We start from the raw sequence: 20,010 nt of genomic DNA on the forward strand, positions 1-20,010 counted from the left end.
GCCATAGCGTAAACCCTCCTCAATCTTATAGGTGCTGAGCAGACCGGAAAGATATGCCGCTAGATTACAGTGACTTACCGGTACCCCTTTTGGCGTACCTGTAGTACCCGAGGTATACACCATATATGCGGGCAAAGCTGGATCGACGTTCGATATTGCCGGTGCATCTGCCGCGACTGCAATGAGGTTTGCGCACTGATCAACCTCGCACATGGGTATAGTGATAATTTCTGCGATATTACGCTTCAAATTTTTACTGGTTAAAACGCATTTGCAGTCACTGTCTGCAAGCATGTATTCAAGCCGCTTTACCGGGTAGCTTGGGTCGAGGGCAACAAATGCTGCTGACGCTTTGAATACACCGACTACGGACGAGACCATGTCGTTAGTCCGCTCTAGGTAAATGCCTACTCGATCCCCCGGAGCAATGCCACGTTCTATCAGATAATTTGCGATTTGATTCGAGCGCTTATCTAACTCCTGGTAACTAAGCGTGTTCGGTCCACACACGACTGCGCAGGCATCAGGACGCATCGCCACCTGTTGCGCAAATGTACTCAAGAAATGCGTGACTTCTCGACTATCCTCTTTGGATGTTTGAGTAATATCGTTCAGCGACAAAATATTTGATTTTTCTTCATCAGATAAAATACTGATTTTTTGAATATTTTCCTGTGGATTTTCGGCTATGTTCCCCAGCAGACGTACCCAGTGGCCCGCCAGCCGCTCGATAGTTTCATGCACAAACAGTGCTTTGTTATAGACCCAATTGAACGACAGCCCGCTTTCGTCCATTATTGCGTACAAAATTAAATCGTACCTGGTTTCGAGTTCGGTCTGCTTTCGCTGTGACAGCACGCAGCCCGAAAATGATAGTGAGAAGCTCTCGTTGGTATTCATGCTCAGCATGATCTGGAATAGCGGAGCATGCTGAGTGGAACGGACAGGATTTATCCGCTCCACCACTTGGTCGAACTGTATATCCTGATGGCTTTGCGCTTCTAAATTGACTTTCTTGGCGCGACCAAGCAGCTCCACAAATGACTCACTCTCACCACAGTCCAGGCGTAGCACCAAGTTATTAACAAAACAACCAATGATATCTTCGAGGGCTTTTTGCGTGCGGTTCGCTACTGGAGTCCCTATAACGACGTCGGCGGAATTGCTGTGGCGATAGACCAACAAGCTGAATGCGGCGTGTAACACCATAAACAGCGAACTTTTGGTATCGTTAGCCAGGCTCGAAAGTTTTTGATGCATCACTTCTGACACGCTATGAACATAGCTGACGCCAGCATAGCTCTGCTGTTCTGGCCGTGGGTAGTCCAGCGGCAATTTATGCTCTTTGGGTAGATCAGCTAGCTGTCGCTGCCAATAATCGAACTGCTGTTGTAGGCGCTCCCCAGAAAGCCACGACCTTTGCCACGCGGCATAATCGGCATATTGAATTGGAAGCTGAGAGAGTGTTGGTTGTACATTACCTGAAATTGCACGATAACACTCGGCAAATTCGTTGACCAGAATACCAAGCGACCATGCATCTGTAGCGATATGGTGAATACTGAATAGCAGTACGCCGCGCTTTTGTGCAAAGCGCAAGTACGAAACCCTTAGCATTAAGTCGCGGGACAAATCGAACGGGGTTTGTGCTTCTCGGGTGGCACACTCGCCGATGATTTTGTCGCTCTCCGCTCTATTGTGTGCAGAGAAATCTAATAGCTGGATATTGAAAGAATCGCACTCGACGACTTTTTGCAAAGCACCGTGCTCGCTATCATCTATGAAGACGGTGCGGAGCGCCTCGTGACGCTGCACGATTGTTGTAAACGCCCTTTCGGCAAACTCCAGATTGTAATCACCTTCGACATTAAATGCGCTGGAAACATTGTAATGGGTGCTGCCACCCTCCATTTTGTCTACCAGCCAAAGACGTTGCTGTGCGTATGAAAGAACAGCATTTTGATTTCTGTCACGAGCAGTAATTATCGTATTACTTTTGTTCGTCGACTCGAAATACTCAACAAGTTCATACTTATATTTCTTTAACGCTTCCAGCGTAGCCTGATCTACGGCGCCTTTTGGCGCGTCAATTTTTAGCTGACCATTACTTGCTGTAACGCGAATATTTTTTTCGTGCAGACTCGCCAATAAATCAAACATGCTCATAGCTCAAAAATTTCCCTTTCCATATCTTCTTCGCAGCTTTCCAGATCTTCTGGGCTGTGCTGAGATTTCAAAATTTCAATATTCGCTGCCATTGTTCTAAAACGACTAGCCTCAAATACGGTGACGATTGGAATTTCTACATCGAATGTTTCTCGAATCTCCGATTGCAATTTAATCGAAAGTAGTGAGTGCCCACCGAGATCGAAAAAATCGTTCTCTGTATGTATGCTGGCTAGCGGAACTTTTAATAAACGACTCCACAATTCTGCAAGAGCAAGTTCTGTTGTTGTTGTCGGCGCTTCGCCCTTGGTTGCTGCATTCGCAGCGGAAATGGAAGGCAACGCAGATCTGTCCACTTTCCCGTTGATATTGACGGGAATTTTATCCACAGAAATAAAGTAAGTAGGCACCATGTGTTCGGGCAGTTTTTTTCGCAAATAGGTGCGTACTTGATCGCTTGAATCTTTTTCGCCTACAGGATCAGAATTGACAAAGTAAGCTGCTAATTCTTTTTCTGCGCTATCTTTGCCATGAATAAGTACTACTGCAGATTTAACCAGATCGGACTCTTCAAGGGCTCTCTGAATTTCACCAGGCTCGATCCGATAACCACGTATTTTTACCTGGTTGTCAACGCGCCCGATAAATTCAATTTCACCCTTCGCGTTGTACCGAACCAGGTCACCGGTACGGTATAAGCGGAAATTCGATACATTAGGGTCTTCGATAAAACTCAGGCTTGTGAGATCAGGTTTATTGAGATACCCCAGCGCGACCCCTGCACCAGCGGTGTAGAGTTCACCAATAGCGCCAATCGGTACTTGCTGGCGATAGTTGTCTAAGACAAATACTTCAGTGCCATTAATCGGAAATCCCAGTGGTACCGCCCGGTTGTCCGGGTGGTTTCGCGGCACACTATAGCAGCAGGTAAACGTTGTATTTTCGGTTGGTCCATAGCCATTAATAATGATGAGCTCCGGCATCAACGAATAAGCGCGCGCAACCGACCGGGGGTTGAGCACGTCGCCACCCGCAAGCAGCCATCTAAGATTATCGACAGATGCACTTGAAGAAGCGAAACTCCACACATCGAATAATGCTGACGTTAACCACAGAGAATTGATGCGTTCGGTTTTGAGCAAGGCGTTTAAATTATCTATATCCAGTTTTGGATCTGGGTATGCGACTAGACAGCCGCCGTTTAATAATGGCCCCCATATCTCGAGCGTAGCCGCGTCAAACGATACCGAAGAAATTTGTAAAAATCGCGTTGCCGCATTCAACGGCATAAAATCACAGTCAACGACCAGCCGATAAATGCCGCGATGGGGGGTCATTACGCCTTTCGGGTTGCCTGTGGAACCCGAGGTATAGTTAATGTAAGCGAGATCCTCTGGTTCGACTGTGATACTTGGATTGACTTCTGGCTGCGAATCCAGCTCATTTAAGATTATGTTGTAATCCACTTGCGTTAGCCCCGCCAGAGACATCCCTTCTGGATTGAACACGCCGCCGTTGTGAAGCAGTAAAAATATACCGCTATCTTCGATCATGTATGCTAATCGGTCAGCAGGATAATTTTTATCCAGTGGCACATAGGCAGCCCCGGCTTTTAGCACAGCTAACATTGCGATATAGAGTTCACAAGATCGATACATTGATATGCCGACCTTTACACCTGGCCCAACACCTTTGGCCAACAGGTAGTGTGCCAAGCAGTTTGCACGTGTGTTTAATTCGTAATAACTAAGCTGATTTTCGCCACAGCTTAAAGCAACGTTATCCGGGTGTCGTGAAACCATTAGTTCGAATCGCGAAACTATATTTCCTACTGAAACCATACTGCTTAATGTAGACGGCGCACTCGTGTCACCAGCCTTAATCTGGGATGTAATCTTTTCTTGTTCGACGTTGCTGAACGCTACCAAAGGCAAAGTAAAGTTTGGCTGCTCAATATGATTTTCTACACTTTCAAGGACTATAGAAAGACTAGCCAAAATGTTTTGAATTGTGTGTTGGTCCCAAAGTGCGCGACTGTATTCAAAATTAAACAGCAGTCCTTTTTCGGTTACCTCAGCGTTCAATAAGAGTTCAAATTTCGCGTCTAAATCCAGTGAGCTTGGGCCAGTGGAGTTATTAGAAACATATCGAAAGCCGTCGTGCAGTGTTACATCCAGGTTCGGCAGCTGTATATCGAAGGGTTGATTAGTATTCATGCTCAGCATGATTTGAACAACGGGGCTATAAAAAGCACTTCGTGTTGGATTTAACTCTTCAACCAGCCATTCGAAAGGAATGTCTTGATTTTCCTGCGCCGCAATGTGTACTTCTTTCACCGACTTTAAGTAGTCGATAAAGTCCTGCTCTGGCACATATTGTGTTCGCAATACCAAAGTATTGACGAACATACCGATAAGCGAATCCAGACCTGGGTGTACACGACCGGCAACAGGCATGCCGATGACAATATCTTTTTCGTTGGAATAACGAGCCAGCACCAGGGAAAATGCGGCATGCAACAGCATGTATAAGGAAATTTCCTGCTGCTTAGCAACAGTTTCAAGGGTTTCGAGTACAGAATTTTTGACCAGTAAGGATTCAGTACCAAGCTTATGTTGCTGGTTCGGCTCACGAGCGAAATCCGTGGGTACACCGTGGACATCTGGAATGCCGGCAAGAGCCGTTTTCCAGTAATCCAATTGGCTTAATGTTGACGGGTTATTGTTATTCAAAAACTCCCGTTGCCACGCCGCAAAATCAAAATAAGAGATCGGTAAATCGGGTAGTTTAGGTTTGGATCCATCTAAATAGGCTGAGTATAACGCTTGAAATTCTTCAGCTACGACGGTAATCGACCAGCCATCAAAAGCGATGTGGTGCATATTCAGTAACATCAGGCCGCTCGTTGCCGAAAAGGTTATCCAGGCGGCCCGCAAAAGAATATCGCTGGACAGATCGAACGGCGTATTTACAAAAGTATCTATTATTTTTGTTATTTCGGAGCTTTCTGGTGATAGATCGACGTCAGCTTCTATTTTAGCGAAAGGTACTGGGTTTTCTTGCCGAAGTTCTAGATACACATTTTCAGCTTCGCCAATATAGCGAGCTTGAAGTATAGAATGCCGCTGGACTATTTCATTTAGCGCCCACTGAGCGGCATCCAGGTTAAACTGACCACGCACATCAATGGCAGCCAACAAATGATACTGATTGGAACTGTTTCCCAATTGGTTTAGAAACCAGATCCGCTGCTGAGCAAATGACGAAGGGATTCGGGTATGCGCGTTCCAGTCTTTAGCCGATGGAACGGTTAGTGTTTGTGACTCCGCGCCTGCCGTGCGTTCGCCAATCCAATCCGCAAGCTGCTGTAATTTTGGCTGGGCGTAGATATCCCGAATAGAGATATCTGCAAAAAACTGCGTGCGCAGCTCAGTTAACAGACGAATCGCGAGTAAGGAATGGCCACCTAATTTGAAAAAATCATCGTCAGCGCTAATCAACTCGGCGTTTATTTTCAGCAATGCTGACCAAACATTTGCGATGTCAGCAGCAAGTGAAGTGCTGGGTTTGATGTAATGCTTTGCGTCTCTCTGAAAGCTGACTTTAGGCAACGCCTTACGATCCAGCTTGCCGTTAGGTGTAAGTGGCAACGCCTCTATGGCAACAATCTGCTCCGGAACCATATATTCCGGCAATGTATTTAGCAGAGAGGTTCTTATACTCGCTGAATCAAAGTCGGATACACCGGTCACGACGTAAGCAACTATACGAGGCTGATTTTGCGGGTCGTGTGTAACGATAACCGCGCTGGTTAGCACATCGTCAAGGTGTTGTAGCTTGGCTTCAATTTCGGACAGCTCTATACGTAACCCACGTATTTTAATTTGATCATCAGTTCGACCGAGATAATTAATAACCCCATCCGCACCAACAGTCGCCAGGTCGCCGGTTCGGTACAATCGTTGATACCCTTTATCGGGCAGTTCAATAGTTACGAACCGCTCAGTGGTTAAGTCATCCCGATTTACATACCCTCGAGCGAGACCTATACCGCCTATGTAGAGTTCGCCAATCGCGCCCACTGGCAAAATTTGACACTGCCTGCCCAAGACGTAGAGTTGAATATTTTGAATTGGTTTGCCGATCGGGACGTTGGCCGCTCGCTTTCCGCCCTCAGCGTGCGCAGTGTTACACTCATAAAAGCTTACATCGATAGCGGCTTCCGTTGGCCCGTACAAATTATGTAGTAAGGCGTGATGTTGCTCAAAATGAGCGTCTACCAGATCCGTGGTTAACGCTTCGCCACTACAAAACACCTGACGTACGCTTCGAAAGCTTCCCCAGGAGCCGCTCTCCAGCATGACTCGGAGCATAGAGGGTACAAAGTGCAATGTGGTGACCTGGTGCTCCTGACACAGAGCCGCCATATACGCAGGATCTTTATGTCCGTCGGGCCGTGCTACCACAAGTACAGCGCCCGTCAACATTGGCCACACAAACTCCCAGACAGACACATCAAAGCTAAAGGGAGTCTTTTGCAAAACTCTATCATTTTGGTCTAGCGGATATTGTTTTTGCATCCAGTCGATGCGATTTACCAGTGCCCGATGTTCAATCATGACACCCTTAGGTTTACCCGTTGATCCAGAAGTAAAGAGAATGTAGGCAAGATTTTCAGGGGCTGTACGGCAGAGCTTATATTGCGCGTCGAAATTGCGTAGAGAGTCTTTAAATGAAATCTCGTTTAAACATACAGTCTCAACTCCGTGTAGTTGTACTGCGGCCTGACTATGCGTCAATACAAGGCTCAAGCCACTGACTTCTACAACATCTTGCAAACGCTCTTTGGGAAAATCCGGCTCCAGTGGAACGTACGCGCCGCCAGCTTTCATTATTGCCCACAGACCGACAACCAGCTCGACACTTCTGTAGCAAGCAAGCCCTACGGGTGTGTCCTTCCCTACGCCTTTCTCGACTAACCAAATCGCGAGTCTGTTTGATTGCTCGTCCAATTCGCCATAAGTTAAGGATTGCTGCCCAACAATAATCGCGATGTGGTTGTAGCTTTTGGTTACCTGGGCTTCGAACAGGCTAACAACTGTCACTGAATCAGGAAAGGACGATATAGTCGAGTTAAAATCATGTACCAGTTTATGTCTGTCATGTTCTGTTACGAGAGACAAATCGCTGACCTTAGCGGCGGCGCCAGTCGCACACTGGATTAACAGATTAAGCAGCGCTTCCTGAGCTTGTAGGAGAATTTCATGATCAAATCCTGCTTGAAGATACCGCATATCTATAGACAGCTGGTCTCCGAGTGTTACTACCAGTGTTAACGGGAAACTCGTATCTTCATCGTTTGACGCAGCACTTACATTGAGCCCGCTCTCTTTAAACATATCGTCTAAAGCTGCGATCGAGGGATAGTTCTCAAACACGAGCAAGCTGTTAAATAAATCAGACTGAGATCCATCTGGCGCGAGCGATCGGATTTCCATATACGGTAAATCGCTGTGTTGTTGGCGCTCAAGTTGCTGCTGCTGTAACTGCACGAGCCATTGCTCCAACGAACAGTTCGCTTCAACTTCAATTCGCACTGGTACGGTGTTGATAAACAAACCAACAGTCTGCTCCACAGCCAGTAACTCTGCTGGGCGCCCGGATGTGGTTAATCCAAAAGTCACACTGGATTCGTTGCTGTACCCCGCGAGCACATAAGCCCACGCAGCCTGCAACACTGTATTCATCGTTATCTGTTTTTCACGAGTGAACGCCACCAACCTCGCAGTTTGTTCAACGGATAAGCTGACGCGACGTTGGGTTAGATCTGTAGCATCGTGATGTTGATCGAAACTTGTTGCGCGCTGACCAGGAAGCTGGGTAGGCCCGCTGTGATCCACGAGGGAATTACGCCAGTATTGCTGTGCAGCGGTAAAGTCATTCGCCCGTTGCCAGCTAATGAAATCAGCATATGCGGGAGCAGGCGCTAACGCTGTTGGACTGCCAGAGACGAAGCCCCCGTATATCGTCATCAATTCGGAAAGAATAACCGGCAGGCTCCACCCGTCTGAGACGATATGGTGTTGGGACCACAGTACTTCATGTGTGGCATCAGCGGTCTTCCATACAGCAACGCGGAGCAACGGCCCGTGCTCCAGATCGAAGCCTAACCGTTTATCTTCTTTTTTAAATCGCTCGATTTCTTCTCGTTGCTTCTGCGCAGATAAGCTGGATAAGTCCTCATAATGCCAGGGAATTTGTGTCCCTTCCAAAACAACCTGATACCACTCACCTCCCCTGCTTGAGTTCAACACTGTACGCAATGCGTCGTGCCTCTCAAAAACTGTTTGCCATGCAGCTTTGAAGTGCTTTGTGCTAAGCGCACCTTCGAGTGTTACCAATAGTTGTGTGTGGTAGTTTGCAGCATCGAACAGATGATGAAACAGCATGCCCGCTTGCATCTTGGTAGCCGGGTATATGTTACGAATATACTGTTCGTCGAAACTGTATGCTGATTGCCATTGATTTAGTTCGGCAATACTCAAATCACACAATGGCAGATCCGATGGGGTGAGTTTTACATTTCGTTTCTGCGCACAGAAATCAAGAATTGACTCCAAGCACTTGACATAAGTGTTATAGAAGTTCTCTACGAACAGTTCATTAAAAATAAGAGCGTCATAATCTAAAACAACGTGCAACTGGGATTTTTTTATCCAGCAGTTGAAAGTAAAACTATTGTCCGGCGACCGCATAGGACCAACCACTTCACCGTAGTTTTCATCTAAAGATAAAACAATAGGCGAGGACAAGGACTGATCCAGCTGTCCTAAAAAGTTGAAAGCAATACGGCTTACTACATCAATGGATGCATCATTGTGAATATAACGGCGAACGCCGTAACCCGCACCCTTATCAGGCACACTTCGCAGGCTTTCTTTAACGAAACAGATCCAACTTTCCAGGTCTAATTCATCGAGTGTCTCAGGAACAGAAAAAACGTGAGGGTAAACAGAGGTGAACCAGCCAACAGTCTGGCTGAAATCAAAGTTATGATCGAAAAGATCACGACCATGGTGCTCAATATCGATAGCGATATCAGGGGCACCGGTCATCTTATACAGACATAAGTGCAGTGCTGCTAACAATATTTCCGTAGAGGAAATAGAGTACGAAGCGCCTGCGTCTTTAAGCAATTGCTCTGTACTTGATTCAGAAAGTTCAAATAGTTTTTGGCGAATAACCGATTTTTTTGATTGAGTTTCATTGGAAGAAAGCCAATCCTTATCGACATAGCTCAGCAAATCTGTAAATTCGTTTGTCGCATATGAATCCCAGAATTCCAAATTGGCGAGCGACGTGCTATTGAGATAATCTCCCCAATCTTTAAAGGAATGAGTTTTAGGCTGCAATAATATATCGTGTCCGGACGCGCACGCAGCAATTGAGCTGGCTATTTCCTCAATTAAGATACGCCATGATACGCCGTCAACAATTAAGTGATGGGCCGCGATAAACAGATAGCCGCTTAGCTCCTTGTCCAGGCCGTCTCTCGGCTGCTGGATTGCTGCGAATCGAATAAGTGGCCCCGTTTCTAAGTCGAGCGATCGGTGTAAATTATTACAAACATCCAAAAGCTCGGCTTGTTCGCAGGATGTCAATGTTGTTGCCGTAACACATGCTGTAATTTCTTCTTCTGACACGAAGCTGTATCGGCCCTGCCAATCGCCATCCGTGGTTTTATTGAATCTCAAACGAAAGCTATCGTGTTTCACATAGAGCGAGCGCACAACCTGCAGTAAGTTTTCGTGGCTTACAGGGCCTGCTAAACGAAGTAATGCAGACTGGTTGTAATGATGAAGATCCGTTTTATTGTCGAAAAACTGCGTTTGTATTGGTGTAAGTTGCAAACTGCCGTCAACCACATCCTGGCTGATTTCTGTACGCTCACCTAATTCAATGTGCTTGGCCAGCTCGGACAATGTCTGGTGTTCGAATATCTTTTTAATCGTTAATTTGTAACCACTTGCAGCCGCACGAGAGATGAGCTGAATGCATAAAATGGAGTCGCCGCCCATTTCAAAAAAATTCGCATTAGCACTAACTTTGTCCTCTGCAACGCCAAACAAATTAGCCCAGAGGTTTGCTAGCTGCTTTTCTTCAGGTGTCGTCGGTGCCACATAGTTTTGGGAAATGGTCTCGACCTGAGGTTCAGGCAGGGCCTTTCTGTCGACCTTACCGTTAGCAGACAACGGCCAGTGCTCGACCTCCAAAAATAGCGTTGGAACCATATACTTTGGAAGAATATTAGCTAATTCCAATTTTACCGAATCGATTGAATACTCTGTATCTGATAGCTCCGGATTCCACTCAATGTAAGCAACGAGTTGAATCTTTTTCTCATTCGTCTTATATCCCACCGCAACAGCGTGCTTAATTCCATGGATTTCACACAGGGCGCGTTCAATTTCAGCAAGCTCGATACGATATCCATTCACCTTTACTTGGTAGTCAGAACGACCAATGTATTCAATACAGCCATCTGGCAGATACCGCACCATATCGCCACTTCGATATAACCGGCTACCATCATTTAAAAATCGATTTGGAATAAATTTTTCATCGGTTTGGGCAGGCAGATTGATATAGCCATCACTAACCCCAGCTCCCCCAATGTGGAGTTCTCCGACCTCACCTTGTGGTATCGTTTGACCAAATTCGTCAAGGATATAAACACAGGTATTCGAAAACGGCCTACCAATGGGGGCCATTCCGCTAGTAACCGCGCTGTTTCTATCCACATGAAACCACGTGCTATCTACCGTCGTCTCGGTAATTCCGTATGAGTTGATGAGTGATGTTGACGGGGCTGCAACTTTGAAGAAATTAAAAGAATCTGTTTGGTACCAACTATCCGAACCCACGATAACTGTTCGCAGAGCAGGTAGAACGGTATTTTTCGCCACACACTCGTCGATGAGCGTACGTAAAACCGCTGGAACAAATTCAGCAAATGTAACCTGCATCGCCACAAGTTCATCAAGCAAAAGTTCGGGCTCAAACAAGCGCTCTCGATCACAGAGAACCAGGGTGTTACCAGAACACAGCGCCCTCACCCAATCTCCGGTAAACACGTCAAAATTAATGTTTGCCATTTGCAGCATACGATCTTTGAATGTGTCCAAAGCATAAGCAGCGTGCCACGCTCTATACATACTTTCGATAGCAGAATGTGAAACTTTTACGCCTTTAGGCTCTCCAGTGGAGCCTGAAGTAAACGTTACGTATGCAGGCTGTTGTCCGGTAACAACCGGCAGCTGAGTGGTGATCACACTCTGAAAACCCAACAGAACATCAGATTCTATGGATTGGCAAGAGTAATCTGGAGGAGACATATGCCTCTTTTCAAGGTTATCGACTATAACCGCGCGGCATTTACCAGCATTCAGTATTTGGTTGACCCTATCTAACGGGGTTTCGGGAGCAAGAGGTAAAAAAGCGCAACCTGCTCTCAAAACGCCTAAAATAATGGGCAAAACACGCGCATTCCGCTCCATAAAAACAGCCACCAGATCGCCGCCTTGGTGGCTATTTTGGAGCAGGAAATTAGCAACATTGGCTGATGCCTCCACAAGCTCACCATAGGTGAAGGTTTGCAGGGCACCGTTGATTGGGCGATAAATAACGGCAAGTTTGGTACTGTCTGTTGCAGCATGAGCAACCACTCGTTCGTGTACTAGCGGAGAGTTTGATGTATCAAGGTGGCTTTGTTCGGTAAAAAACAGCTTGTTTAATTCATGGGTTTGATATCGTTCCTCTTCGTCATCTATCAACGGGAGTGTGGATATCGCTGCGTCCAAGTTATTATGCAGGTCGAGTATTATATTTCTTAACCTTGAACAAATTCGTAGCGTTTCTGCCGGAGTAATATGTGCGTTGTTACAGTTCAATTCCAGGCCGACATCGTCACTCTCGTAGATATCTTTAAAAGCGAGAGCCGCAGGTGTTGATTCGTAGCGAAGTGGTATAGTCGCACCTTTAAACACACCGAAGTTGTATTCCTCCGACACATGCTTTCTCTCATAAGAGACACTCACGTCGAACAACTGAGGCCGCCCCAGGCTGGTTAACTGACATAAACGGTTGATATCTACAATTGGATAGCGTTGATGTCTAAAACAAGCACGCATCTCTTTAGCAATTTGGGTCATTAGCGTAAGAAAACTGCTGCTTGCATCCAAGCTAATACGCAACGGCATCATTGAAGCAAACATTCCCATCGTACGACGATAGCGCGCTTTGGTTCGATTATGTATTGGGATACCTATTACAATGTCTTTTTGCCTTTTTACGCGAGCAAAATATACAGCCGTGACCGCAACGGCAAAATGCGCCATTGACAGGCCGATCGATTCCACCGCATCTTCTATACTTTTATAGATATCGCGCGGGATGAAAACTCGCTCAAAGGTACTTTCGTGCGTGTTTTTTACGCCAGATACTAGTGTTGGCAGTAAACAGTCTGGCACAGTACGGAACTTGTTCTGCCAAAACGTTTTGTCGTTTTCATAACGCGGTGACTGCGTATATTGCTTGTCTTCATCTACGTAAGCCCAGTAGTCCCTATCGCTCTGAATACTGGAATCTTTGAATTTTCTCCCCCTTCTTATATCGGGAAATAACTCCATAAATGCTTCATAGATATATATAATTGACAGCCCGTCAAAGAACAAATGGTGACCTGAAAAGGCAATTTTCCAATCGTTTTCTCCGATCTTGATGAGGGTAACTCGCCAGGTAAACAAAAAAAGGTTAAAGCAGTCGTGATGATTGTCTGAGATGAGGGATTCGATATCGCCATCGCTTATCGATCCTTCGGACCTGTCAATTATGCGAATGTCCACTGTCGCATGATCGTTAACTAATTGGCGAACGCCGGCTCCATCCGGAACCAGGCACGTCCTTAACATGTCATGCTGACGAGATATCTCGTGTATCGTTTGTCGTATCTGAGCTTCATCAAAAGGTGATTGGCAGTGAATCAATGTTCCCACGTTATAGCTTGCTATGTTCGGGTGAATCATTTGATCCAGATAAACCGCCTGCTGCGAGTGCGTAAGACGTTCCGTTGTTGTGTTAGCTTTATTTTCCATCACGTTTTCCTGCTAATCTGGTCTTTTCGTTACTTAACTACAGAACCACTTCTACTTTTGGGTTGGCAACCGACTTGCCGTCATTTTCGGTAACTTCTACCAAGAGACCACTTTCGAATTTCAAGACCCTGTCTGCCGTGTGGAAGTAGGCGTCGTCGTGGGTGATGGCAATAACAGTTTTGCCTTTCGATTTCAGCTCCGGCAATAGGGTCATATAGAAGTATTTTCTGAAGTACGGGTCTTGGTCCGCAGCCCATTCATCAAAAATGTATATGCTGGTATCTTCAATATATGAAAGCAGTAAAGCTAAACGCTTTTTTTGCCCGTGAGATAGCGATACGCTAGTGAGCTCGCCGTCCTGCGCATCCACCTTTTTGTCTAGCTGTAACTTTGTAAGATATTGGTGGATTAGCTCGTCTGAAGCTAACTGACCGTCCTTTCCGATCGCGTGTTGAAACAAGTAAAAATCTGAGAAAATTGCGGAAAAATGCTGACCATACCACTCTCTGTCTGAATCGAAATCGATACATTTTCCATCGAAATAGATCTGTCCAGAGTTCGGCGTATACAAACCAATCAACGCTTTTATAAATGTAGATTTACCACTTCCGTTACCACCTGTTACGAATACAAGCTCGCCTCTGTTTATGTCCAGATTTATTGGGCCTACACCAAATTGATACATCTCATTTTCACTACTCGGATATTGGTAAGTCAGATCTCGCACCCTAAGAGACTGCCAATCGTCATTAAGCTCACTCGACTTGCTGTCGACGTGATCCGCAAGTCGGCCCGTTTGCGTTCCAAGCTCCAATGAATTGATCTTTTTGCTCGCAACCACGCCCCCTGCGACAACGGAGTACATATCCATTAGCGAAGAGATAGGGCCAACTAGATAAATCATTATCAGTAAAAAGCCCACGACGACCTCTACCGGAACAGTGGTAAATACCGCTTGCGCCAGGAATACAATCGACCCCATAACACCAAACAAAACCACGTTGGTCCAGTTATGAATAAAAATGAAATTGAGTTCCGTATGGACCGACTTTCTTTTTATCTCCTCGACATGCGGCACCACTAGGTCTTTATAAAAATGCTGCTTTCGATTAGTGTTTATATTGAGTTCTTTGCCGCCTTCCACTAGCGCTTTAAAACTATTGAATAGATTGTCATCAGTCTCACGTAGACCTTTTAGAAGTTTCATCCCTCTATTCATCAGCACTTGGGCGAAGCCGATTGCTAACGTTAAAAATATAAAAACGAAAACAAATAGCTGCCAGGAGCTATACGCAAGGTAAGCCAAACACAATATTACAGCTGCAGAGTTATAGGCCACGTGAGGAAGCAACGAAAAGGCAGAAGCTAAGCTACGTATATCGGAGGTTAGACTTGCGTATATCCTATGCCCCCCCACGCGCTCTATACCTTCATAGTTTGTGTTAAGCACATTTCCCACCATAAATCGACGTAACTGAGCGGTAAACCCGGCGCTAAGTCGGGAAAGGATATATTGCGATAACACGCCAAACACACCCAGCCCCATCAACGCAAAAGCAAAAACAAGAACATCGATATTGTAATTTTCACTTCCCAGTCCAACTTTGGATATCTGTTGATTGAGAAAAACCATAACGCCGATGCTGAAAGCAGCACTTAAAATACTCAACATAGTCGCGAACACCAACGGCCAGCGGAATTTGCGAATTAACTGATATACCATTTGTTAACCTATATTAAAAAATAAATTTCGATCGAATACCGCTGAATAAGGTGTTCATATTCCACAATCACTCCCAGGCGAACCACTGCCAGTACAGCCCGTAAAAGCCCTGCTACGTCATTGTGACGTAAACTTTTCGCGGGCCTTCGAAGGCTTGCCGACCATGAGCTGCAAGCAAGTTATCGACGACCATGATGTCACCACTTTCCCACGAAAATACGACAGACAGCTCGTCATAAACAGCGCGTATCTCCTCTAGAATCTCATCTTCTATATCGCTGCCATCACCGTAAAAAGCATTCCGCGGCAGGCCCTGCGAACCGAATAGATCTAACATAGCGCCACGTACGTTCGCATCAAGCGCCGAAACGTGGAAAAGGTGTGCCTGATTGAACCACACAGACTCACCTGTGGATTGGTGAATCGCGTGCGCCTGACATACTTGCGAAGTACGCAATTGGTCGCCATCAAGCCATTCGCAAGTGATATGCCGCTTTGTACAGAACAGTTCCACATCCGAACGATTAGATGTATTAAAAACGTCCTGCCAGTCGAGATCGTATCCACTGCCGTAGTTACGAACATACATAACGCCACGATCAACAAACCGTTTACGTATAGATTTTGGGATTTTTTTAAAGACTTCTCGACTATCAGCGAGCGTTGTTTCACCGCCACTTGAGGCTGCCTGTTGACAAAAAAACCATAAATAGTCAGCCCAGTTGTTGGTGTAGGACTGCTCATTGTGGAGGGGGATCGTCTGGTGCGAGGGATATTCAGTAGCGGTATAGATCCCCTCACCAACTTGAGACCTCGGCGTCGACCCGTATTCGTAACTCAGAGACTGGCCAGTTGTTGCTGCGGCGATATTTTTGAAAGCATCCAAATCCACTCCTTGTGCGCCCCTCAGAAGTACAGCTCCATGACGGCATATATGATCATCAATAATATGTTTAAACGCATTGTGTACTTCAGACAGGGGCGCACTCGACTCCACGGCATACGGAAGCTGAAACTCAACGCTAGGGGCAGATCGAAACTGCAGCGTAGCTGCTTTGAATGCGCTAATTTTATTATCCATAACTTATATTCCTTGGTCGCGAAATTTATTTTCGTTTAGGAGATGTAATTCAAGTAGGACTTATACAAAGAGAACAAGTACCTTTTATTAAACCCCAAGAACAGCCCAGCCAAGGCAACAGTGTTGTAATAAAGCGAGGGAGCGGGAATGGACTCAGATACAAACCTGAAACTTCGACACACGCTGAGTTTGGTGTGAAAATCCACGTTAAAGGAGATCGATGCCTGCTTAGTAATCACGTGATGTAACATCCCTGGTGGCATATACAATAAATCTCCCGGCCTGAGGGTAACCTTTAAACAACGATCTGGCCGATATTTTGGGTGTTTTTCTTCAGAAGGATTTAATGGGTCAACATCAAACCAACGCCAGCCACGACGATAACAATTTGAGCGCTCTGAAAACGGTAATAAATAAAACTCTTTTACACCTGCGACCTGAAAAAAAAGATTATGCGTCATCAGAGTATCGAAGTGTAAAGGCGTAATGCTACCGGAGGGACTCATAAAAAATTGAGCAAACTGCCACCATGAATCGCGATACCACAATGGAAATATAGAAGATGGCATGGATCGTACACCATCTATTAGATCGGGCAGAAGGTGAAAAATAGGTATGTCGTGGCAATAGGCCGGTCGGTTTGATTTCTGATCTAGCTCATATCGTTCAATTGACCGAACATAATCTGACAGTGACGTAGTGCTAACACGAATATCCCCATTTGAATCGAATGTCTTAACGGGTACTAACAGAGATTCGCCCAAGTCTCTGAAATAATCAAAGCCCCAGAGCTTCGCAACCCCATTAGCCTCTAGAAAGCCCGATACTTTCAAAGGGTTCTCGCCACCCAGGATGTGACGCCTAAAAAAATTTTGCGGAAGTCCCCTGCTAAACTCTATAAGTTCCATTTAACGTTCTCATTATAAAAACAAATTGTTTGCACATCACAAATAAATACATCCGACTCAATGCACAAACTTATCACACCCACATTCTTGGGTATGTAAAAATGCGTACGCACTATACATATATAATTATCTGAGCAGTAATGCCATTTATGATTTTCGAGAAATAATTCTCAGGCAATGAAAAGAAATCCACGTTTTGTGCACATTTAACACTTGCCTATTCGTCGTAGTCGTTTTTTGTGCGCAGGTATCAGCAAATATCTTTAAAATGAAAAACATAACGCAACTGTAGGGTGCACGCGAAGGTGCCCGCAACAGATTTTTCGTGGAGGGTCGGGTTAGAAATTCTTAATGATTAAAGATGCTTCCCTGTTAGGCAATCTGGACTCCATTGATTGCCACCGAGATTATTAGATAGAAATAGCTAGACCACTATTCGCGATCAGCTTTCACATAACGATTATTTATTATATGTATGCCACCATTTCCCAAAATATTCCGCAGAAAACGCACCAAATTAAAGTCGAATCTGTGGACAATATAAATATTTATTCAAACAAACCAAACTAATTACAAGCAAACTGTATTTGAAGCCATTCAGCCCCAAATTGTTCTGCAATCGCTCTCGATTTTATACATTGCAATATAGAACCAAGCGCATGACTAATTCGTGGGCTAATATTTTTTCCGAAAAATTTACGCTGGCTGAACAGGTGCACACAGCTAGAATTAATGGTTCACCTATAAACTCACTGCAAATGCATTAGCTCTTCATAAAATACCCTTCGCTAGTATTTTTTATTTGTCAGCGAAATCTTATCGCGCCCCCTCAGAGCATCGCTCCTGCCGTTCAGATAACACACGACACTCAACAAAAACAATTACAGGAGAACTGGAGATCGCACTAGCAATCCCGACAGCCTGTTTTCACGTTAATCTTCCTGAAAAACGGCGCGAATCATAAAATCGGTACTTGCGAGTGTCAATATTTTCCACAAAAAATTAATTTTTAAAATACCAATCGATTAAATTGCATTCATATGTATTTATTCGCGCCTACGTGTGCGCCAATAACAGGTAAATAAACACATACGTATTAATAATTGCGATTCCGGCCAGGGTGCGGTCTTGTTTTTAAAGTACGGGGACGGATTTCGTAAATAAGCGGCTGATTGAGTAGACGAATATCTACTATAAACATTTCCGAGTGGTCACTCTGTTCATATAAATGAAGTACATTTCTCGTGTTTACGGAAAGTGTATTAACTAACGAAAACAATTCGCTTTGAGTTTATTTGTGCCCTTTAAGAAATAAAGACGACGCAACGCATTTGTTATCGCTTGCGTAAGGTATACACAAATCGCATTAAACATAGTGTTGTCAGGTGTAACAAATTTGCAAAAATTCGGTATTCTTAATCTGCAGATAATCCGTACATATCAAGACATATTTTTACAAACCTGCTTTAAAACGAACCGGATGAGCGTTACTACGCAGAACAGAACAGAACAGAAAAGTTACAGGGGTGACCGACCTTACAAAGCTAATCTTGCGAACTCCCCTATTCTTTTTCATCTCAGCTTCTACGTCCTGAGTTTAGATCACGCTTCAATTACCACAGCTTTAATGGGGAAATAATTTAAACAGCACACCTAGAACTCCGCCTGGCACCGAGCAGTAAAATTTATACCGGTGTGATAGTAAACCTAACAGAAGGGCTTGCTTTTGGTAGGAATCCCGTACTGGCTTAGGCAAAATGAGCGAAGGACTTGCAAGCGGCGGTGCCGCTGAGCAACGTTTAGACCGCACGGAAGGTACTCGTCTGGAGCCTAAAAGAACAGGTTCCAGACGAGCGAATTGAATTAGTTCTTACTGGTGCTACGCTTTAACAAAACTTATTTTTACAAGACTTACTATTTACCGCCATAATTTTTTGACGCCATATTGAAACCACTGTGTCAGTGCTGGTTCTGCTAACAGTATTCTGCGTCTTCAAGCCTCATCTGCTCAGTCATGGTTACATAAATTTTCCTGTCGCCTTCGAAAGGCTCTCTGCCGTGGGCTATAAGAATGTTATCCATGAAAATAATATCGTTTTTCTCGTACGGAATGCTTACCGCATTGTCGTAATAAATTTTACTCAAACTAGCCACCGTCTCTTTCTCTATTTTAGCCCCTGTCCCGTAGTAGGTGTTGTACGGTAGTTCGTCTTCCTCAAAGGCACTTAGAAAAATTTCTTTCAACGCAGGTTCCATGGCGTGAACATTAAAAAACACACCGTGGTTAAACCAGCATGGGTCCCCCGTTATCGGGTGTTTTAGCGCTGCATTACGGGTATAGGTAATTTTCGGCGTGCCGTCGTCCTTCCATTCAATCTTATCGATATAGTTAGCTTGGCAATAAGCTTCCATTTCTTCTTTACTTTCCACATTGAATGCCTTCTGCCATGGAATGCCCATATAGTTGCTGAATTGACGCACGTACATCAGTTTATCGCGCTTAAAACGTGACTTTATTACATCAGGTACGGCCATATAAACCCTGCGACAATCAACCAAAGGTGTGCTCCCCTGTGCACTGGGTGGATTCTCGCAATAGAAAAAGACGTAGCGTGGCCAGTCAGCGGAGTAGGATTTTTCGTTATGAGGGAATATTTTGTATTTGCTATCGTAGTCGGTTGATGTTGAAGTTTTACTCTGGACTTGTGAGCGGGGTGACGTCGCTTCGATATAGTCCACCCAGTTTTCTGATGTACACGCGGTTGCAACCGCTTCGAAGGCCGATACAGTTTCAACATCGAAGCCACGAAAAATCAGCGCGCCGTAATCCAATATTGATGAGTCTACAAAGCCTCTGTTACGCTCAATCCAAGAGACCAGGTCGACAGCCTCGTCGTTATTGATTTGTTTGATAATCAGCGGGAACCCAGCCTCATCACCAACAAAAGTTTCTACACCATCCACAATTCTCATAGATTT

Annotated in this window: 6 protein-coding genes (1 of these 6 running past the window's edge); all 6 read right to left on the reverse strand. The window is 45.1% G+C overall.

The window, feature by feature from the left end:
• Positions 1-2,166 carry the beginning of a non-ribosomal peptide synthetase gene (locus TERTU_RS10330; RefSeq protein WP_015817303.1) on the reverse strand. The gene continues 10,584 nt to the left of window position 1, outside the view, so only the first 2,166 of its 12,750 coding nucleotides appear in the window; the start codon lies at positions 2,164-2,166; its stop codon lies off the left edge, out of view.
• Positions 2,163-13,319, reverse strand: a complete 11,157-nt coding sequence (locus TERTU_RS10335) for a non-ribosomal peptide synthetase (protein ID WP_015817776.1) — start codon at positions 13,317-13,319, stop codon at positions 2,163-2,165. The genes TERTU_RS10330 and TERTU_RS10335 overlap by 4 nt, the downstream gene beginning before the upstream one ends.
• 37 nt (positions 13,320-13,356) lie before the next feature.
• The gene (locus tag TERTU_RS10340; protein ID WP_015820486.1) at positions 13,357-15,042 is read right to left on the reverse strand and encodes a cyclic peptide export ABC transporter; all 1,686 of its coding nucleotides are present in this window, start codon (positions 15,040-15,042) and stop codon (positions 13,357-13,359) included.
• Between the two features lie 112 nt (positions 15,043-15,154).
• Complete coding sequence (locus TERTU_RS10345; RefSeq protein ID WP_015816888.1) at positions 15,155-16,123, reverse strand: TauD/TfdA family dioxygenase; 969 nt, start codon at positions 16,121-16,123, stop codon at positions 15,155-15,157.
• A gap of 35 nt (positions 16,124-16,158) precedes the next feature.
• Positions 16,159-17,031, reverse strand: coding sequence for a cupin-like domain-containing protein (locus TERTU_RS10350; protein ID WP_015819004.1), 873 nt, complete (start codon positions 17,029-17,031; stop codon positions 16,159-16,161).
• A 1,974-nt stretch (positions 17,032-19,005) separates the two neighbouring features.
• A complete protein-coding gene (locus TERTU_RS10355) occupies positions 19,006-20,004 on the reverse strand; it encodes a TauD/TfdA family dioxygenase (protein ID WP_015817276.1) in 999 nt (332 codons plus the stop codon).
• Positions 20,005-20,010: the final 6 nt, after the last annotated feature.

Origin of the sequence: Teredinibacter turnerae T7901 (genome assembly GCF_000023025.1) — a bacterium.
In the GTDB taxonomy this organism is placed as follows: domain Bacteria; phylum Pseudomonadota; class Gammaproteobacteria; order Pseudomonadales; family Cellvibrionaceae; genus Teredinibacter; species Teredinibacter turnerae_B.